The sequence below is a fragment of the Maricaulis parjimensis genome (assembly GCF_016817355.1).
Classification (GTDB): Bacteria; Pseudomonadota; Alphaproteobacteria; order Caulobacterales; family Maricaulaceae; genus Maricaulis; species Maricaulis parjimensis.
Genome location: NZ_JADOTT010000010.1, coordinates 1 through 16,985 on the forward strand (window position 1 = coordinate 1; position 16,985 = coordinate 16,985).

Below are 16,985 nucleotides of genomic sequence, written 5' to 3' on the forward strand. Positions count from 1 at the left end.
GAGCCATCATCCAGCAGCATCTCGATCCGCTCGCGCGCCGTCAGCTTGCCCTTGGCATGCTGCGCTTCAATCCGCGCCTCACCACCACCCAGACGGGCCGCAGAACGCTTGGCTTCCAGCTGATCGAGAACGTCTTTCATCAAAGGCTTCCTTCCCCGGAAAATCTTGTGTGTCTGCTCGATAGCAGAGGCCGGGCCGGACAGGCAATGAAACGAGTGTGCTTGGCCGCTCCGGATCGGCGCGCATTTTGCAGTGCCAACAGGGAAACCTCAGGGGGAGCAAGGCCAGATGGCGCCGGGCATTTCGACGCAAATCATCACGGTGGATCAGCTGACAGACGGTCAGCGGATGGCCTGGAAGGCCATGCAGGACAGCAATTTCGCGCTGGCCTCACCCTATTTTGCGCCTGAATTCACCGAAATCCTGGCCACCCACAGGGCCGATACGCGCATTCTGATCGTGTCCCGCAACGGAACGCTGGCCGGCTTCCTGCCGATGCATCTGTCCCGTTCCGGTGTGGCCCGTCCGATCGGGGGGCCGCTGGGCGATCATCACGGCTTCATCACCGACCAGCCGGAACTGGACCTGGAGGCCGCGCTGATGAGCGCCGGCTTCGGCGTCTTTGCCTTCCATGGGGCGCTGGCCGACCAGACCGCCTTCCTGAAGCATTGCGACGGCCCGCCGGAGATCTCCTGGGTGTCCGACCTGACCCGCGGCTATGACGCCTTCATGGCCGAGTGCGCCGCCAATGACGCCAAGGCGATGCGCAATATCCGCGCCCGCCTGCGCAAGCTGGAAAATCTGGACGCCAAGGTCGTCTTCCGCATTGACGACCGTCGGCCGGAAGCCCTCGACGCGCTGATCACCGCCAAGCGCGAGCAATATCGCCGGACCCATGCCCTCGACATTTTCGTCGCGCCCTGGGTCCAGGCCACGATCCTGGACCTGTTCGAGACCCGCGAACCGGGCCTGCGCGGCCTGCTCTCCACGCTGGAGATCGATGGCCAGCTGGCCGCCGCCCATTTCGGCATGCGCTCCCAGAGCGTGCTGCACTACTGGTTCCCGGTCTTCTGGCCGGAACACGCCAATCTGGGGCCGGGCCTGTCGCTCTATTGCGAAATGGCGCGGGAGCTCAGCCGTGACGGGATCACACAGATCCACATGGGTCCGGGCGATTACGACTTCAAACGCCGTCTGGGCAATGCCGGTTTCGGCGTGGTCTCGGGCCAGGCGCAGCGCCCCTCCCTCACCCAGGCCGTCATTGCCGCGGGTCGCGGGCTGGACCGGTTTGCCCAATCCCTGCCCCTGGGCCGGGCGTCAAACTGGCCCGGCAAGGCGATCCGCCGGATCGACAAATGGGCCAGCGTGCACGCTCTCTAGCGTGCCGACGCCGTATACAGCGTCAGCCCTTCAGCGAAGTCGTAGAATGCCGTCATCCGGGGCAGGAGCTGGCCTCGCATGGTCGTGCAGGTCACCGTGACAAGCGTGTCCGCGCCACTGATCGACACGATCATGAATTCCAGCTGTTGACCGCTGGCATTGGCCGCCAGGAGATTGCGCATGCTGGGACGGCCATTGATGGTGACGACTTCGGTCAGATAGCCCTGCGTCGCATCCGTGCCGGCCGCACGCAATTGCTGGCGGAAACTCTCCGGCGTGACGCTGGAGAAATAATCATTCCATTCCGCGGCACTGCCATTCACCGGCGATGAGCCGATATTGCAATTGGAGCCATCCTGGGTCTGCGATCCATCGGACGGATACCAGGTCGGCAGTCCGGCAGCCTGGGAGCCGGATTCCGAATAGGTCCAGCCCGGAATGGAGCGGCCATCATAGAGACCGGATTGATAGGCCTGCGCCTGAACCCCGGCCATGCCGGCCAGCCAGACAATCCCCACTGCCAGAAGTGCACGCATGATATCCCCCTTCGCTTGCTGAATGAGAGCCTAGACCATGCCGTCAGACAGACAAAGCCGGGAAGGTTCAGTCAGCCCGTATGGGGCCAGACGCCCAGGCGGGATCGTACGGCACGAGCCGGACAGACATCCGCAAATGCCCGTTACTGGAACGGGTTCAGCTTTTTCAGGAAATACTGCAGGCCACCGCGGTTTTCCTTGCGGTCGAGCTCTTCCTGGGAGGTCAGGAAGGTGGTCTGCACCACATAGCGCTCACCCTCGAAGGGCAGATGCCCGTGCCAGGAATGATCATCGCGCAGGAAGGCGAAGACATAGCCGGCCAGCGGCGGGACTTCCTCGGTGAAGTCGTCGAAATCCTTCGGCCCGTTCAGCACGCGGATACAGCCGGCACCCGTGCCATCCCACTCGGCATTGAGATAGGTCAGCATGGTCAGGATTTTCGACTTCGAGTCATTGTGGATCGGACCGTCGGAGAGCTGCGACAGGCGGCGCACGGTGATCATGCGCGGCTTTTGCGTGAAATCGACGCCAAATTTCTCGGTCAGGACTTCGGCCAGTTCGGCGGAGTTGAGGTCTTCCATCAGGCGCTGGAACTCGCCTGTGGCCTCCAGCTTGGAGAGCGGCAAATAGCCCGGCTTGTTGATGGCGGGATAATCCCGGCGCACATCGGCGGCCTCATCCGAGGTGAGCGCGCCTTCGGCGACGAAATAATTATAGGGCTCGGTGCGCAGGCGGGCCGACCGCAGCGCGTCGAAATCCATCATGCCGCCCGGCCCGGTTTTGCCGGATTTGGGGGGTTCAGCGCTGGTGTTTTCGGCGACGGTTTCAGCCATCACATCCACTCCGATCAGTTTATGCGAGGCAATCTAACGCAGCTTGGCCCGGCTTCAAACCGCGCCAGCCGCGTCCAAAGCGCGCAGCATGGCATGGACCGCGACCAGCTCGGTCTTCAACAGGGCCAGACGTTCGGCGGCCTCGCTGTCCTCACCCCAATGACTGGCCTGGAAGGCTTCATCGATCGTGGACAGGGCAAAGGCCTTCTCGCCATCAATCTCGCCTTCCAGCAGGGCCAGGCCGAGAATGGCCGAACCACACACTGCCGTGGCATGGGCCAGAGCCGTCAGTCGCCATTTATCCTGCTCGCCGGCCTTGGCCATCACGCGCTGCAGGGCGATCGGATCCTGGTCGACCGGCAGCACGCCCGTCGCCGGCACGAAATGCGCGCCGAACCTCGTGTCCATCCAGGCCAGCATCGGATCCCAGGCTGCGGCCTGCGCAGCCACAAGCTCGGCCGGGTCCGGTGCCCGGAAGCACAAAAGATCGGTCGCGGCATAGCGCGTGACTTCCGCCACGGTGGCGTCCAGGGCCTCGCCCATCCGGTCCAGCGCGACAAAGCACAGGCGCGTGGTCGGCATGGACGGCGCATCGATCCGCTCGCCCTGGGCCTCCCATTCCGCCGCGATCAGCCGGGCCAGCGCCTCGGTCGGGACTTCCAGCGACGTCTTGGCCGGTGTCTTCACGGCGCGGCCATCCAGACGGACGGCATAGCCGGTCTCCACGGCTTCCACAGAGACGGTCTCGTAGAAGCGTTTCGGGCGGGCATCTTCCGGCTTGGGCAGGCGCACGCCGGGCTTGGTTTCGTATTTCTCGGTCATGCGACCCGTCCTTCCACACCTGCCCCGAAGGCGTCCAGCGCCGCATTCAGCGCGCCAAAGTCATGATGGATGGAATGCGCCCCACCCTCGCGGATCTCGTCCTCGGTATGGAAACCCCAGCTGACGCCCAGCGTATGGACACCGGCATTGCGGCCCATTTCCATGTCGAAACGCGTATCGCCGATCATCACCACCTGATGCGGATCGGTGCCGGTCTCGCGCATTGCATCCAGCACCATGCGCGGATGCGGCTTGCCCGGTCCGCCATCCACCGTGTGCAGCGTATCGAACAGGCGGTGCAGATCATGATGACCGAAAACGATATCCAGGCCGCGCCGGGCCTTGCCCGTCGCCACACCCAGCAGCCAGCCCTCATCGGCCAGCCGCTCCACCGTCTCCAGCGCACCCTCATAGAGCGGTTCCTCGAACCCGCTCTCGGCGCGCTGTTCCACGAAGGCTTCCTTGTAGAAAGTCGCCAGCTGCAAGATGCGCTCGGCGGGATAGTCTTCCGGCGCCAAGCGGGCGATCGCCTCGGTCAGCTCCAGCCCGACAATCGTGCGGGTGCGGTCATATTCGATCGGCGGCAGGCCGGCGCGGGCAAAGGCTCGTTCCATGGCTTGCTGGATCACCTTGCGGCTGTCGATCAGCGTGCCGTCAATATCCCAGACAGCGAGTTTGAGCGGGGCGGACATGGCGTCTCCGGTTGGGGCTTGCCCGCGAGATAGAAGCCTGCTTGCCGCTTGGCAAGACAGGGGCGCGGCATGCTAGCTATGCATCCCCGCCGAACCGGAGTTGCGTGCCATGACCTCACCCGCCGATCTCACCGACGCCCAGCGCACCGAACTGGACGCCGCCGCCTTCCGCCGTCTCCTGGCGCATCTGGACGCCCACAAGGAAGTCCAGAATATCGATCTCATGCTGCTGGCCGATTTCTGCCGCAACTGCCTGGGCGATTGGTGGAGCGAAGCGGCCGCCGAACGCGGCCTGGAAGTTTCCAGGGAGGCTGGCCGCGAACGCGTCTACGGCATGCCCTACTCCGAGTGGAAAGCAAACCACCAGGCTGAAGCCAGTCCGGAAAAGATCGCGGCTTTCAAGGCGAAACAAGCGGCCAAGGCAGACTGAGTACCGGCGCTATTTTCACCCGTCATCCCACGGGGCCCAAAGGGCATCCGGGGGACCTGAGCTAACCTGTCGGCAGGATGGGTGAGGTCCCCCGGACAAGCCGGGGGATGACGGTGTTGGATCGGAACAAGTTCAGAGCGAAGAACTAGGCCAGATCCTCTTCCACCGCCGCTTCTTCGATCTCATTGGCGAAGAAGCCCAGCGTGTCGAAAATCTTCTGGGTCTGGCGCGGCAGGTCCGCGGTCAGGACCAGCGGCTTCTTGCCCTCGCGCGGAATTTCCAGGCGGCGGGCATGCAGGCAGAGCCGGCGGTCGAGATCTTCCGGCGCTTCGCGGTCGCAGGTGTATTTGCGGTCGCCGAGAATGGCATGGCCCATGGCGGCCAGATGGACGCGCAGCTGGTGGGTCCGCCCCGTCACCGGGCGCAGGGCCACCCAGGCGGCTTTCTGGCCGGCCTCGCTCACCACGACATAGCGGGTCAGGGCGTGGCTGGCGCCCTCATCGCCATGGCGGGCGGCGACCATGGTCTCGCGCTCTGAATCAGCGCCAGCTCCGGCGGCCTTCTTCATGAAGCCCTTGATCTCGCCCATTTTCGGCTTGGGCACACCCAGGGCGATCGCCCAATAGGTTTTCTTCGTCTTGTGCGACTGGAAGGCCTTGGCCAGTTTCGCCGTCGCCTTGGGCCCCTTGCCCACGATCACGACACCGGACGTATCCTTGTCGAGCCGGTGCACCAGGCGCGGACGCTCCAGCCCCTCGCCGAACGCATCCAGCAGACCGTCCAGATGGCGCGTCGTCTTGGATCCGCCCTGCACGGCCAGACCGGCCGGCTTGTTGAAGGCGATCAGCTCGGCATCCTCATAGATGACCAGCGAGCGGACGAAATCGATATCCTCGTCCGACAGGCGCGGCCTCGGCTTGCGCTCGCTCGGCTCGGGCAGCGGCGGAATGCGGATTTCCTGACCGGCAGAGACCCGGCTATCCCCTTTCACACGGCCGCCATCGACCCGGATCTGCCCCTTGCGGCAGAGCTTCTGGACCATGATCGCGGAGACATGGGGGAAGCGCCGCTTGAACCAGCGGTCCACACGGGAGCCATCCTCGGACGGCTCGACCTTGAGGGTCTGAACACCACTCATGCCAACACCTTTCGCATCACGAACAATCCGACAAACACCGCGCCCAGGCAGAGCAGGACAGAGCCTGCAGCATAGGAAAAGGCCAGCATCATCTGCTTGCGCTCAATCATCTGGGCCAGCTCCAGCGAGAAGGCGGAGAAGGTGGTGAACCCGCCCAGTAATCCCACAGCGCCGAAGAGCCGGATATCATGATCCATCGCGCCCCGGCCCGACAGGGCCAGCCAACCGACCAGGAGCCCCATGATCAGCCCGCCCAGAACATTCGCCACCAGCGTACCCCAAGGCAGACCCAGCGGCATGTCCGGCCCAAGCCAGCGCAAAGCGGCCCGCCCGACCAGATGGCGCGAGATTGCACCGAGTGCGCCCCCGGCGCCGATCAGCAAGAGATTTGTCATGGCGGCTCGATACGGCGCAGGCGGACATGACGCAAGCAGAATGGCTTTCCAGCGGTCGCCCGCTATGTCTCGCCGCAGGCTCCGCCCAACCACCCTTTCTTATTTGTCATGCTAACAAACGTTTAATATGCATTTTTGCAATGCTGCATTCGCGAAATAGCTCTTCCGGAATTTCGCTAAGTCCTTATTTACCAAGACGCGAACCGGGAGGGCCCGGTCTCGCCAAGAGAAAAGGACTTCAAGATGGACCGCGTCACTTCAACCCTGTCGACGGTGATCAACATCCTCTTCGTGGCCGGTGTGTTTGGGGCCATGACGATCGCGCTGTCCGGCGCGGTTGCCTAAGACCTGAACGGCTACGATCCCGGTCCCTGCTGCCTCACCGCCTCACGAGACAGCACGTACCGGTCGGATCGAGACCCTCAAACAAGAGCGGGAGCTGCCCCTACAGCTCCCGCTTTTTGTTTGCGCTCTTGGCAGTGGGCGTGAACACCCTAGACTGGCGCTTCAGTCAGGAGATCGTGTCATGTTGCTCACAGCGCTCGCTGGAATCCTGCTTGTGCAGGATGCCCCGGCCCCTCAAACCGATGAGCCGCCCGCATCCGAAGTGAGCGAGCCGACCGGCCCGCCAACCGATGCGGCGACCCTGATCGAAGAGATCGGCTATCAGCATGTCTCTTACGTCGAGCTGGCCGCAGAGCTGGCCGCCCGGCGGGCCCGCGAACGCTATCTGCCCAGCCTGATCATTCCCGTCATCGGACGCACCGATCTGGAGGATGGGGCCCAGGTTGAGATCATGCGCGCCTTCTCCGTGGAGATCGCGCAGCTGGAAGCGGAGAATAATCGCTGGGCCATCGGCCAGCTGGATCCGGAATACTTCCCCATTCTCTATGCGGAAGCGCCGGACATGGCGCAGCAAATCCTGCGCTGGGCCGAGCGGGACGACACCTCGCAGCCGGCCATTATCGCCGCCCTGGAACCCGTCGCGCTGAGCGGGAATTATGACGGCGCAGCCTTTGCCGGCATGGCCGACAGCCTCGCTGTCGCCGAAGGCCAGCCTCAGCCCTATGGCACGCAGATGCTCTGCGAAGCGGGCCAGACCGCACTCGCCCCGATCCTGGAACCGGAAGCCCTGGACGAGCGCCGCGCGGCGCTGGGCCTGCCGCCGCTCGATCCGGCGGCTTTCACAGGCGAAGCCTGCGAAAGCGAAACTGCCGAAACGGGCGACGGCGAGGACTAGCGCGCTAGAGCTTGGTCCGCAGCGTCTGGACGATGACCAATAGCAGCGACACGATCACGCCAATCGCGGCGATGCCCAGGATCGGGCCCGTCACGGCGGGGTCCGCCAGCTGGCCGTACAGAAAGTAGAGCGCCACGATCATGACCAGGCTGGCCAGCTGGTGCAGACCGGTCTGCACCCAGGCCAGCAGGCCGATCTGGACGTTGAACACTTTGTAGATCATGGCCCAGACGATCGAGAGCACACCGCCCAAGAGCATGATGTGCGCATGGGTGGGCATTTGCCCGTGATCGCCGGACCGGCCCATATGCTCGCCCAGCAGCATGCCCAGCAACAGCCAGAGCAGGCCCAAAGTCAGATTGATGCGGATCGGTGTCATCGAATTCCCCCCAGAGTTTCGTGAACCGGGAGGATTCGCCTGTTCCCCGCTTCAGGCAAGCACCGCTTTATTCACGCGAATTCCGGCGCTGCTCGCGCAAGGCGCGCCAACGTGACAGGCGCTCGCGGATCGAGGCCTCACGGCCAACATCCTTGGGCTCGTACAGGACCGGCCGGCGTTTCAGCTCATCGGGGAAATAATCCTGGCCAGACACGCCGCCCTCGACATCATGGTCGTACTCATAGCCCTTGCCATAGCCCTGGCTCTCCATGAGCTGGGTCGGGGCGTTGAGGATATGCGCCGGCGGCATGAGAGAGCCGGTCTCCTTGGCCAGACGCCGGGCCTTCTTGTACGCCGTGTAGACCGCGTTGGACTTGGGTGCTGTAGCCAGATGGACCACGGCATGCGCCAGCGCCAGCTCACCTTCCGGTGATCCCAGCCGCTCATAGGTCCGCGCGGCCTCTGCGGCGATCATCAGACCGGTCGGATCGGCCAGGCCGATATCCTCGGACGCCATGCGCACGAGACGCCGGGCGAGGAATAGCGGATCCTCGCCGCCTTCCAGCATGCGGGCAAACCAGTACAGCGCGGCATCCGGGTCGGAACCGCGGACGGATTTGTGGAGCGCCGAGATCAGATTGTAGTGCTCGTCCCGGTCCTTGTCATAGGCTTGCGGACGCTTGTTCAGGAGTTCAGCCAGACGCCGGGCCGTTACCGGTTCGGGGAAGTCGAACGTGAAGACCTCTTCGACCAGGTTGAGCAGATAGCGCCCATCCCCGTCCGCCATCGCCCGCAGGGCGGCTCGCGCGCCCTCATCCACGGGCAGTTCCCGACCCATTTCCTGTTCGGCCCGTTCCATGAGGAGGTCCAGCCCCTCATCATCCAGCCGTTTGAGCACCAGGACCTGGCAGCGCGACAGCAGGGCCGCATTCAGTTCAAAGGACGGGTTTTCGGTGGTGGCGCCGACCAGCGTCACTACCCCTTCCTCCACCACGGGCAGGAAACCGTCCTGCTGGGCGCGGTTGAACCGGTGGATCTCGTCGACAAAGAGCAGCGTGCCGCGGCCGGACTGGCGGCGGGCCCGCGCCCGTTCGAAGGCTTTCTTGAGATCGGCAACACCGGAGAAGACCGCCGAGAGCGGTTCGAATTCCAGCCCGCTATCCTCGGCCAGCAAGCGCGCCGTCGTGGTCTTGCCCACGCCGGGCGGTCCCCACAGGATCAGCGAGGCCAGCCGCCCCTGCGCCCGCATGCGGGCGATCGGCCCATCGCCCTTGAGCAGATGATCCTGGCCCACGACCTCGTCCAAAGTGCGCGGCCGCAGCCGGTCCGCCAAAGGACGCGGGGCTTCGGCCTCAAGGCCGGCTGATTCGAACAGGGTCGTCATCGCGATAGTTTGCCATGCCGCCGCCTTGCGGACACCCGCCCGGACGGCCGGTCAGCAGTTGGCGCCGCCACAGATCGCACCCTGGTTCTGGATACGCCGCACCGATTCCTGGGCTGTTGTGACCTGTTCGTCATTCACTTCGCCGCATTCATAGACCATGCGGGTGCGCTGTCCGGTGCGCGGGCGCTCCCGGCATTCGCCATTCGCGACCATTTCCTGCAGGCGCAGCCGCTCCTGCCGGCGCTCCTCGCGAACCAGTTCGGCGTCCGTCAAACATCCCGACAAGGCGCCACAGACGGCTGCCAGAGCGACGATTTGCAGCTCAGCCTTCCACCAACCCATATTTCACCCTCCTGCCCTCTCACGGCGCTCAGCATGCGCCACAGGGCCGGATTACCGCAAGAGCGGGGCGAAACCGAGGCGCTCTTCGGCCAGCCTGCCAAGCTGCGGGACCCTTTCGGTCACGTCCGGAGCCTGGTCACGATGAAGCGCTGGACCTCAATAAAGCTGCAGGGCTGTCTCATAGCGGCGGCCCCGGCGCTCCACCACGACCGGCCAGACCCGTTCGCCATCATGCCGGCTGAGCAGGTCCGCGAAATCATCCATGTCGCGGACCGGCTGGCCCATGACTTCCACCACAAGATCGCCCGGCCGGAAGCCGAAACGCGCTGCGATGGAACGGCGCGTTGCACCCGACACGATCACCCCGTCCAGGAAGGGGTCCAGTCCGACACGCTCATTGAAGGCCGGTGACATTTCCACCAGACCCGCCCCGTTGAACGGATTGCGGCCTTCCGGCTGGAAGGGAAGCGGATCACTGTTTCCCGGTGCCGCCTCGACATTCACATCGACCTCGACTTCCCGATTGTCGCGCAGGACCGTGAAGCGGGCCGCATCACCGGCGGCACGGGTCGCCATGCGGAACCGGGCCCCGGACTCATCATTGATGTCGCGTCCGTCGATGGCCAGGATCACATCGCCCTGCTGCAGGCCGGCATCATCGGCAGCCGCATCCGGATAGATCTCGCCGACCAGAGCGCCGCGCGGCCGGTCCAGGCCGAGGGCCTGGGCGAGATCATTATCCACCGGCTGCAGACGGGCACCCAGCCAGGGCCGGATCAACTCGCCCTCACCCAGCGCCGTGTCGACGACGCGGCGGACCATCTCCACCGGAATGGCGAAGCCGATCCCGTTCGATCCGCCCGAGCGCGAGAAGATCATCGTGTTCACACCGACCAGCTCGCCATCCATGTCCACGAGGGCGCCACCGGAATTGCCCGGATTGATGGCAGCATCGGTCTGGATGAAGGAGCCAAAATCGCTGCGCCCCACATCGGTCCGCGCCAGGGCGGAAACAATGCCGGACGTAACCGTCTGGCCGACACCGAAGGGATTGCCGATGGCCAGGACGAGATCACCGACCTCGATATCGCCTGACATGTCATAGTTCAGTACAGGCAGCGGCTCGTCCGTATTGACCCGCAGCACGGCCAGATCCGTGGCCTCGTCGGTCAGCAGGATTTCCGCCTCATACTCGCGGCGGTCGGCCAGGACGACCCGCAGCTCGGTGGCATTCGCCACGACATGATTATTCGTGACGATGACGCCCGACGGGTCGACGATCACGCCGGACCCGAGGGAATTCTGTTCCTGCGGCTGGCTGCGGAACATGCGCGAAAAGACCGGATCATTCGCGAAGGGGTGCTGGTTCTGCACCACGCGGCGCGAATAGACATTGACCACGGCCGGCGTCACATCGCGCACAATCGGCGCAAAGGAGAGCTGAACCTCGGCCCGGCTGTCCGGAACAATCCGGTCCTGGGGCAAGGCGGCGTCGGGGGCAAAACCGGTCTCCTGCGCCGCAACCGGCGCGGAGATGAGGACGGAGGCAAGCAGGATATTCTTGATCATGGTGTCCATATAGGCCGTGTTCGAGACATGAAAAAGGCGGCTTGCAAGAGCAAAGCCGCCTTTCCCTGAACCTGTGCTGACCGAGAGCTTACTCTTCAGTCATGCCTTCTTCCGCCTCGAGGCGGGCACGATCGGCAGCGCCCTTGGCGGCCGGGTCGCGATCAACCAGCTCGATGACAGCCATCGGCGCATTGTCGCCGTGACGGAAGCCGGCTTTCAGCACGCGGGTGTAACCACCATTGCGCTCGGAATAACGGCCGCCCAGCGTGTCGAACAGCTTCTTGACCTGGTCCTCGTTACGGACGCGCGACATGGCCAGACGACGGCCGTGCACATCACCGCGCTTTGCCAGCGTGATGAGCTTGTCCATGAACGGGGCCAATTCCTTGGCCTTCGGCAGGGTGGTGACGATCTGCTCGTGCTCGATCAGCGACGAGGCCATATTGGCCAGCATGGCTTTGCGATGCGAGTGCGTGCGATTGAGTTTGCGGTGTGCGATGCCGTGACGCATGGCTTTATCTCCTCAGGTCCGGTTCAGGCGCCTCCCGGCGGCTGCCTAGACGTGATCCTCAAAACGTTTGGCAAGATCTTCGATGTTCTCCGGCGGCCAGTTCGGCGCTTCCATGCCCAGGTGGAGACCCATCTGAGCGAGAACTTCCTTGATCTCGTTAAGCGACTTGCGGCCGAAGTTCGGGGTACGGAGCATTTCCGCCTCGGACTTCTGGATCAGGTCGCCGATGTAGACGATATTGTCGTTCTTCAGGCAATTCGCGGAACGCACCGACAGCTCCAGCTCGTCGACCTTGCGCAGCAGCGCCGGGTTGAAGTCGAGCTCGGGCTTGTCGTCCTCGGCCGGGCGGGCCTCGACGGCTTCCTCGAAATTGATGAAGATCTGGAACTGGTCCTGCAGGATGCGCGCGGCGAAAGCCACGGAATCTTCCGGCGTGACCGTACCATCGGTCTCCACTTCAAGCGTCAGCTTGTCATAGTCCAGAACCTGGCCCTCACGGGTGTTCTCGACCTTGTAGGAGACACGCTTGACCGGGCTGTACAGCGCATCAACGCCGATCAGGCCAATCGGAGCATCTTCCGGACGGTTGCGCTCGGACGGGACATAGCCCTTGCCCGTATTCACCGTGAATTCCATGCGGATCTCGGCACCTTCGTCCAGCGTGCACAGGACCAGGTCCTTGTTCACGATCTCGACGTCGGCGGTTTCCTCGATGTCACCAGCAGTGACGACACCCGGGCCGGACTTCTTCAGCACGACACGCTTGGGGCCTTCGCCATGCATGCGCAGGGCGATCTGCTTGATGTTCAGGACGATGTCGGTGACGTCTTCACGCACACCGTCGATCGACGAAAACTCGTGCACCACGCCATCGATATGGACATTGGTGACAGCCGCGCCCTGAAGCGAGGACAGCAGCACGCGACGAAGCGCATTGCCGAGCGTCATGCCGAAGCCACGCTCCAGCGGTTCGGCGATGATCTTCGCGTGGCGCTCCGGGTCGTGGCCCGGTTCGATTTCCGGCTTCATCGGGCGGATGAGTTCTTGCCAGTTTTTCTCGATCACGTTCTTACTGCCCCTTCATCAGCCGCGCGCTTTTCCAGCGGCGCGTTCAACAGGCGAAATGCGCTTGACGTCTAGAATTAGACGCGGCGGCGTTTCGGCGGACGGCACCCGTTATGCGGGATCGGCGTGACGTCCTGAATGGTGGTGATGGTGAAGCCCACCGACTGCAACGCACGCAGCGCGCTCTCGCGCCCCGAACCCGGACCGGAGACCTTGACTTCCAGGGTCTTCATACCGTGCTCGATAGCCTTCTTGCCGGCATCTTCAGCAGCCATCTGGGCAGCATACGGGGTCGACTTGCGCGAACCCTTGAAGCCCATGTGACCGGCGGAGGACCAGGAAATCGCATTCCCCTGGGCGTCCGTGATGGTCACCATGGTGTTGTTGAAGCTGGCATTCACGTGGGCCACGCCCGACGTGATGTTCTTACGTTCGCGCCGTTTGACGCGGCTCGGTTCTTTAGCCATCTGTCAGGGCCCTACTTCTTCTTGCCGGCAATCGGCTTGGCCGGACCTTTGCGCGTACGCGCATTGGTGTGGGTGCGTTGACCGCGGACCGGCAGGCCACGACGGTGGCGCAGGCCACGGTAGTTGCCCAGGTCCATCAGGCGTTTGATGTTCACGGCGACTTCACGGCGCAGATCCCCTTCCACGAGGTGATCGCGGTCGATCACTTCACGGATTTGCAGGACTTCTGCATCGGTCAGGTCGGCGACGCGGCGCTCGGGCGTGATGGAAACCTGCTCGCAGATCTCCTTCGCCTTGGCCGGGCCAATGCCGTGGATGTAGCGAAGCGCGATTTCAACGCGCTTGTTCGTCGGAATATTGACGCCGGCAATACGGGCCACTTTCCATCTCCTAAGTCAGAACGCCATTCACGGACGAACCAATGGGCAACCTTTCGGTCGCCGCATGTGCTCGCCCGTTTCGCGAAGGGCGCTATCTACAGTCAGCGTTGCCACCCCGTCAATGGGGTTGCAACAGGTGTGTGTCACTTCTCATCCAGTGCCGTGGCGATACGAGCCGCGACTTCTTCCATGGAGCCCATCCCCTCCACTTCCCGCAGCTTGCCCTGATCGGCATAGAAGGGGAGCAGCGGAGCGGTCTGCTCCTGGTAGGCATTCAGGCGAACCTTGAAGGCCTCGATATTGTCGTCGGCGCGGCCTTCCTCGGCAGCCCGCTTTTCCATGCGCGCTACGAGTTCGGCATCATCCACCAGAAGGCGGACGACTGCGTCGACCTTGGTTGAGCGCTTGGAGAGCGCTGCATCCAGGGCTTCGGCCTGGGCCACGGTACGCGGGAAACCATCGAAAATGGCTCCGCCCGCCGCTTCGGCTTCCGGCAGCCGCTCTTCGATCAGTTCGATGACGATCTCGTCGGAAACGAGATTGCCGCCATCCATGATCGCTTTCACGCGATTGCCGAGTTCGGAACCGGACGCAACCGCGGCACGCAGCATGTCACCGGTGGAAAGCTGCACCCAGCCACGCTCGGTCACCAGACGCTTGGCCTGGGTTCCCTTGCCGCAGCCCGGCGGTCCGAACAGAATGATATTCATCGCTTGCGCCCCCGCAGTTTCGACTTCTTGATCAGGCCCTCATACTGGTGAGCCAGCAGGTGGGACTGGACCTGGGACACGGTATCCATCGTCACCGAAACCACGATGAGGATGGACGTCCCGCCCAGGGCGATCGCAGCGCCACCACCCATCAGCATGGGAACCATGCAGATGATGACGAGGTAGATCGCACCGATCAGGGTCAGACGCGACAGCACGAAATCAATGTACTCGGCGGTCCGGATGCCCGGACGGATGCCCGGCAGGAAACCGCCGTATTTGCGCAGATTGTCTGCAGTATCTTCCGGGTTGAACACAACCGAGGTGTAGAAGAAGCAGAAGAAGATGATCAGCGCGGCATAGAGCGTCAGGAAGAGCGGCGAACCGGCACCCAGATAGGCGACCACGGTCTGCAGCCATTGCGGGCCGGATTGGGCCTGGAACTGGGCGGCCGTTGCCGGCAGCAGCAGAAGCGAGGACGCGAAGATCGGCGGAATGACGCCGGCCGTGTTCAGCTTCAGCGGCAGGAAGGACGTATCCCCGCCCACCATGCGATTGCCCTGCTGGCGCTTGGGGTACTGGACCAGGAGACGGCGCTGGGAGCGTTCGATGAACACCACCAGGACGAGACCGGCCAGAACCATCAACACGCCGAAGAAGAAGACTGCCGGCGTGATGGCGCCCGAGGCGGCCTGACCGAAGGCATTGCCCAGCAGGCCCGGCACTGCGGAAATGATACCGGCGAAAATGATCAGCGAGACACCATTGCCGACACCGCGAGAGGTGATCTGCTCACCCAGCCACAGCAGCAGCATCGTGCCACCGACCAGCGTGGTCACGGTGGAGACGATGAAGAAGGGTCCCGGGTGCACCGCCAGGGACAGGCCCTCCGGCGACACCGTATTCATCTGCAGCGCGATCGCCAGCGCCTGGCCCGTGGCCAGGACCACGGTAAGGTACCGGGTGTACTGGTTGATCTGCTGGCGCCCCTGCTCGCCGCCTTCCTTCTTCATCTTTTCGAGAGAAGGAATGGTGGCAGACATGAGCTGCATGATGATGGATGCGGAAATATAGGGCATCACATTGAGCGCAAAGATCGCCATGCGCTCGACCGCCCCGCCGCCCAGCGTGTTGAACATGCTCAGGATACCGCCCTGAAACTGTTCAAAGAGCTGAGCGTACTGTTCCGGGTCGATCCCCGGAATCGGCACGAAGGTTCCGATCCGGTACACGATCAGGATCCCGATCGTGAACAGGATACGTTGTTGCAGCTCCTTCGCTTTCGCGAAGGAGCTGAAACTCATGTTCTGTGCGAGCTGTTCAGCTGCTGAAGCCATCAACCAGTCCCCGAAAGGTCAGCGTGAAGTCGCTTAGTCCGCGGCCTGCTCGGCAACGGTGACGGTCACTTTACCGCCAGCCTTCTCAACAGCCTCGATGGCCGCCTTGGAGGCACCGGCGACGGTGATGTCTACTTTGGACTTGAGCTCACCTTTCGCAAGGAGGCGGATGCCGTCCAGTTCACGACGGACCAGGCCGGCCGCGATGAGGACTTCGGCGTTGATCGCGGCTTTCGCATCGACCTTGCCTTCAGCAATGGCCTTCTCCAGGCGTCCGAGGTTCACTTCGGCATAGGCCTTGCGGTTCGGCTTGTTGAAGCCGCGCTTCGGCAGACGCATGTGAAGCGGCATCTGGCCGCCCTCGAAACCCTTGATGGCCACACCCGAACGGGATTTCTGACCCTTGACGCCGCGACCGCCGGTCTTGCCTTTGCCGGAGCCGATACCGCGACCCACACGGGTGCGAAGTTTTGCGGCGCCGTCATTGTCGCGCAGTTGATTGAGACGCATGTCGTTCTCCATTCGAACGAGCGGTTTCCCCTGAAGGGACCTACTCCTCGACGATTTCCACCATATGGCTGACTTTGGCGATCATGCCACGGACAGCCGGGGTGTCTTCCAGTTCGCGCTCACGGCCGACCTTGTTCAGGCCGAGACCGACGAGCGTGGCACGCTGATCTTGCGGGCGGCGGATCGGGCTGCCCGTCTGGCGCACGCGGATGGTCTTGGTAGCCATTGAACCCGCTCCTTACGCTTCGATCGCTTCCGGCGAAGACGCACCGTCATTGCGGCGGTTCACCAGATCACCAACCTTCAGACCACGCTTGGCAGCAACCGAGCGCGGGCTCGACTGCGACTTCAGCGCGTCCATGGTGGCGCGGATCATGTTGTACGGGTTGGACGTGCCAACCGATTTCGCAACGACGTCCTGGACACCCAGGGTTTCCAGCACGGCACGCATCGGACCACCGGCGATAACACCGGTACCCGGAGGCGCAGCGCGCAGGATGACCTTGCCAGCGCCGTGACGGCCCTTGGTGTCGTGATGCAGCGTGCGGCCTTCGCGCAGCGGCACACGGATCATCGTCTTCTTGGCTTCGTCCGTCGCCTTGCGGATGGCTTCCGGCACTTCGCGAGCCTTGCCCTGACCGAAGCCGACGCGACCCTTGGTGTCGCCGACCACGACAAGCGCGGCAAACTGGAAGTTCCGGCCACCCTTAACGGTCTTGGCCACACGGTTGATGTGGACGAGCTTGTCTACAATCTCGTCATCGCGATCCTGATCACGGTCGCGCTCACGGCCACGGCCGCGACCACGGCCACCGCGGTCACCACGGTCGCGCTGTTGCTCGTTCTGATGAGCCATACGTCCGCT

The 16,985-nt window shown here is 63.4% G+C and carries 22 protein-coding genes and 1 pseudogene; 3 read left to right on the forward strand and 20 right to left on the reverse strand.

Translation table 11 applies throughout. The features are described from left to right. Positions 1 to 140 (reverse strand): annotated as a pseudogene (locus I0K07_RS16095) (carboxyl transferase domain-containing protein); the annotation flags it as partial. Positions 141 to 288: 148 nt separating this feature from the next. Between I0K07_RS16095 and I0K07_RS14170 the strand changes: the two are divergent. After that, the gene (locus tag I0K07_RS14170) at positions 289 to 1,380 is read left to right on the forward strand and encodes a GNAT family N-acetyltransferase (protein ID WP_203294553.1); all 1,092 of its coding nucleotides are present in this window, start codon (positions 289 to 291) and stop codon (positions 1,378 to 1,380) included. Here I0K07_RS14170 and I0K07_RS14175 read toward each other — a convergent pair. The 4 genes from I0K07_RS14175 to I0K07_RS14190 all read right to left on the reverse strand — a co-directional run bounded on the left by I0K07_RS14175 (position 1,377) and on the right by I0K07_RS14190 (position 4,263). Continuing rightward, positions 1,377 to 1,916: a hypothetical protein gene (locus I0K07_RS14175; RefSeq protein ID WP_203294555.1), complete on the reverse strand. Its 540-nt coding sequence runs from the start codon at positions 1,914 to 1,916 to the stop codon at positions 1,377 to 1,379. The two genes, I0K07_RS14170 and I0K07_RS14175, sit on opposite strands and share 4 nt — an antisense overlap. 143 nt (positions 1,917 to 2,059) lie before the next feature. Then, positions 2,060 to 2,749 (reverse strand): 2OG-Fe(II) oxygenase family protein, encoded by a 690-nt coding sequence (locus tag I0K07_RS14180; RefSeq protein ID WP_203294557.1) that lies wholly within the window; start codon positions 2,747 to 2,749, stop codon positions 2,060 to 2,062. 54 nt (positions 2,750 to 2,803) lie between these two features. Continuing rightward, complete coding sequence (locus I0K07_RS14185) at positions 2,804 to 3,571, reverse strand: ATP12 family chaperone protein (protein WP_203294559.1); 768 nt, start codon at positions 3,569 to 3,571, stop codon at positions 2,804 to 2,806. Beyond that, entirely contained in the window at positions 3,568 to 4,263 is a 696-nt protein-coding gene (locus I0K07_RS14190; RefSeq protein WP_203294561.1) for an HAD-IA family hydrolase, read from the reverse strand. Before I0K07_RS14190 ends, I0K07_RS14185 begins: the two co-directional genes overlap by 4 nt. A 109-nt stretch (positions 4,264 to 4,372) precedes the next feature. Here I0K07_RS14190 and I0K07_RS14195 point away from each other — a divergent pair, with 109 nt between their 5' ends. Continuing rightward, positions 4,373 to 4,693 carry a DUF1244 domain-containing protein gene (locus tag I0K07_RS14195; RefSeq protein WP_203294563.1) on the forward strand — a complete coding sequence of 107 codons (321 nt, stop codon included), beginning with the start codon at positions 4,373 to 4,375 and terminating at the stop codon, positions 4,691 to 4,693. Between the two features lie 145 nt (positions 4,694 to 4,838). On the opposite strand, the gene I0K07_RS14200 is transcribed toward I0K07_RS14195, so the two are convergent. Next, complete coding sequence (locus I0K07_RS14200; RefSeq protein ID WP_203294565.1) at positions 4,839 to 5,831, reverse strand: RluA family pseudouridine synthase; 993 nt, start codon at positions 5,829 to 5,831, stop codon at positions 4,839 to 4,841. Next, a complete protein-coding gene (gene crcB / locus I0K07_RS14205) occupies positions 5,828 to 6,226 on the reverse strand; it encodes a fluoride efflux transporter CrcB (RefSeq protein ID WP_203294567.1) in 399 nt (132 codons plus the stop codon). Before crcB ends, I0K07_RS14200 begins: the two co-directional genes overlap by 4 nt. Before the next feature lie 526 nt (positions 6,227 to 6,752). Here crcB and I0K07_RS14210 point away from each other — a divergent pair. After that, the gene (locus I0K07_RS14210) at positions 6,753 to 7,466 is read left to right on the forward strand and encodes a DUF6624 domain-containing protein (RefSeq protein ID WP_203294569.1); all 714 of its coding nucleotides are present in this window, start codon (positions 6,753 to 6,755) and stop codon (positions 7,464 to 7,466) included. Positions 7,467 to 7,470: 4 nt separating this feature from the next. Here I0K07_RS14210 and I0K07_RS14215 read toward each other — a convergent pair whose 3' ends face one another. The 13 genes from I0K07_RS14215 to rpsE all read right to left on the reverse strand — a co-directional run bounded on the left by I0K07_RS14215 (position 7,471) and on the right by rpsE (position 16,976). Further along, positions 7,471 to 7,845, reverse strand: coding sequence for a hypothetical protein (locus I0K07_RS14215; RefSeq protein WP_203294571.1), 375 nt, complete (start codon positions 7,843 to 7,845; stop codon positions 7,471 to 7,473). A 67-nt stretch (positions 7,846 to 7,912) separates the two neighbouring features. Further along, entirely contained in the window at positions 7,913 to 9,229 is a 1,317-nt protein-coding gene (locus I0K07_RS14220; protein WP_203294572.1) for a replication-associated recombination protein A, read from the reverse strand. A 51-nt stretch (positions 9,230 to 9,280) separates the two neighbouring features. After that, positions 9,281 to 9,571: a hypothetical protein gene (locus I0K07_RS14225; protein ID WP_203294574.1), complete on the reverse strand. Its 291-nt coding sequence runs from the start codon at positions 9,569 to 9,571 to the stop codon at positions 9,281 to 9,283. Positions 9,572 to 9,727: 156 nt separating this feature from the next. Beyond that, complete coding sequence (locus I0K07_RS14230) at positions 9,728 to 11,140, reverse strand: Do family serine endopeptidase (RefSeq protein WP_203294576.1); 1,413 nt, start codon at positions 11,138 to 11,140, stop codon at positions 9,728 to 9,730. Positions 11,141 to 11,228: 88 nt separating this feature from the next. Further along, on the reverse strand, positions 11,229 to 11,651 hold the full coding sequence (gene rplQ, locus I0K07_RS14235; RefSeq protein ID WP_203294577.1) for a 50S ribosomal protein L17: 423 nt from the start codon (positions 11,649 to 11,651) through the stop codon (positions 11,229 to 11,231). A gap of 45 nt (positions 11,652 to 11,696) precedes the next feature. After that, on the reverse strand, positions 11,697 to 12,716 hold the full coding sequence (locus I0K07_RS14240; protein ID WP_203294579.1) for a DNA-directed RNA polymerase subunit alpha: 1,020 nt from the start codon (positions 12,714 to 12,716) through the stop codon (positions 11,697 to 11,699). Between the two features lie 77 nt (positions 12,717 to 12,793). Then, complete coding sequence (gene rpsK / locus I0K07_RS14245; RefSeq protein WP_138514337.1) at positions 12,794 to 13,183, reverse strand: 30S ribosomal protein S11; 390 nt, start codon at positions 13,181 to 13,183, stop codon at positions 12,794 to 12,796. 11 nt (positions 13,184 to 13,194) lie between these two features. Next, positions 13,195 to 13,563 carry a 30S ribosomal protein S13 gene (gene rpsM / locus I0K07_RS14250; protein WP_203294581.1) on the reverse strand — a complete coding sequence of 123 codons (369 nt, stop codon included), beginning with the start codon at positions 13,561 to 13,563 and terminating at the stop codon, positions 13,195 to 13,197. Between the two features lie 143 nt (positions 13,564 to 13,706). Beyond that, a complete protein-coding gene (locus I0K07_RS14255; protein ID WP_203294583.1) occupies positions 13,707 to 14,273 on the reverse strand; it encodes an adenylate kinase in 567 nt (188 codons plus the stop codon). Beyond that, positions 14,270 to 15,610, reverse strand: coding sequence for a preprotein translocase subunit SecY (gene secY / locus I0K07_RS14260; protein ID WP_203294584.1), 1,341 nt, complete (start codon positions 15,608 to 15,610; stop codon positions 14,270 to 14,272). The genes I0K07_RS14255 and secY overlap by 4 nt, the downstream gene beginning before the upstream one ends. Before the next feature lie 33 nt (positions 15,611 to 15,643). Continuing rightward, positions 15,644 to 16,120: a 50S ribosomal protein L15 gene (gene rplO, locus I0K07_RS14265; RefSeq protein WP_203294586.1), complete on the reverse strand. Its 477-nt coding sequence runs from the start codon at positions 16,118 to 16,120 to the stop codon at positions 15,644 to 15,646. 40 nt (positions 16,121 to 16,160) lie between these two features. Next, on the reverse strand, positions 16,161 to 16,346 hold the full coding sequence (gene rpmD, locus I0K07_RS14270) for a 50S ribosomal protein L30 (RefSeq protein WP_203294588.1): 186 nt from the start codon (positions 16,344 to 16,346) through the stop codon (positions 16,161 to 16,163). A gap of 12 nt (positions 16,347 to 16,358) precedes the next feature. Then, positions 16,359 to 16,976: a 30S ribosomal protein S5 gene (gene rpsE / locus I0K07_RS14275; RefSeq protein ID WP_238934912.1), complete on the reverse strand. Its 618-nt coding sequence runs from the start codon at positions 16,974 to 16,976 to the stop codon at positions 16,359 to 16,361. Positions 16,977 to 16,985: the final 9 nt, after the last annotated feature.

Bases quoted from the DNA above. Each gene is read 5' to 3' on its own strand.
- I0K07_RS14225 (WP_203294574.1), bottom strand. From the start codon at position 9,571: ATGGGTTGGTGGAAGGCTGAGCTGCAAATCGTCGCTCTGGCAGCCGTC.
- rpsK (WP_138514337.1), bottom strand. From the start codon at position 13,183: ATGGCTAAAGAACCGAGCCGCGTCAAACGGCGCGAACGTAAGAACATC.
- I0K07_RS14185 (WP_203294559.1), bottom strand. From the start codon at position 3,571: ATGACCGAGAAATACGAAACCAAGCCCGGCGTGCGCCTGCCCAAGCCG.
- I0K07_RS14170 (WP_203294553.1), top strand. From the start codon at position 289: ATGGCGCCGGGCATTTCGACGCAAATCATCACGGTGGATCAGCTGACA.
- rplO (WP_203294586.1), bottom strand. From the start codon at position 16,120: ATGCGTCTCAATCAACTGCGCGACAATGACGGCGCCGCAAAACTTCGC.
- I0K07_RS14230 (WP_203294576.1), bottom strand. From the start codon at position 11,140: ATGATCAAGAATATCCTGCTTGCCTCCGTCCTCATCTCCGCGCCGGTT.
- crcB (WP_203294567.1), bottom strand. From the start codon at position 6,226: ATGACAAATCTCTTGCTGATCGGCGCCGGGGGCGCACTCGGTGCAATC.
- secY (WP_203294584.1), bottom strand. From the start codon at position 15,610: ATGGCTTCAGCAGCTGAACAGCTCGCACAGAACATGAGTTTCAGCTCC.
- I0K07_RS14210 (WP_203294569.1), top strand. From the start codon at position 6,753: ATGTTGCTCACAGCGCTCGCTGGAATCCTGCTTGTGCAGGATGCCCCG.
- I0K07_RS14190 (WP_203294561.1), bottom strand. From the start codon at position 4,263: ATGTCCGCCCCGCTCAAACTCGCTGTCTGGGATATTGACGGCACGCTG.
- I0K07_RS14175 (WP_203294555.1), bottom strand. From the start codon at position 1,916: ATGCGTGCACTTCTGGCAGTGGGGATTGTCTGGCTGGCCGGCATGGCC.
- rpsE (WP_238934912.1), bottom strand. From the start codon at position 16,976: ATGGCTCATCAGAACGAGCAACAGCGCGACCGTGGTGACCGCGGTGGC.
- I0K07_RS14180 (WP_203294557.1), bottom strand. From the start codon at position 2,749: ATGGCTGAAACCGTCGCCGAAAACACCAGCGCTGAACCCCCCAAATCC.
- I0K07_RS14220 (WP_203294572.1), bottom strand. From the start codon at position 9,229: ATGACGACCCTGTTCGAATCAGCCGGCCTTGAGGCCGAAGCCCCGCGT.
- I0K07_RS14195 (WP_203294563.1), top strand. From the start codon at position 4,373: ATGACCTCACCCGCCGATCTCACCGACGCCCAGCGCACCGAACTGGAC.
- I0K07_RS14215 (WP_203294571.1), bottom strand. From the start codon at position 7,845: ATGACACCGATCCGCATCAATCTGACTTTGGGCCTGCTCTGGCTGTTG.
- rplQ (WP_203294577.1), bottom strand. From the start codon at position 11,651: ATGCGTCACGGCATCGCACACCGCAAACTCAATCGCACGCACTCGCAT.
- rpmD (WP_203294588.1), bottom strand. From the start codon at position 16,346: ATGGCTACCAAGACCATCCGCGTGCGCCAGACGGGCAGCCCGATCCGC.
- I0K07_RS14255 (WP_203294583.1), bottom strand. From the start codon at position 14,273: ATGAATATCATTCTGTTCGGACCGCCGGGCTGCGGCAAGGGAACCCAG.
- I0K07_RS14200 (WP_203294565.1), bottom strand. From the start codon at position 5,831: ATGAGTGGTGTTCAGACCCTCAAGGTCGAGCCGTCCGAGGATGGCTCC.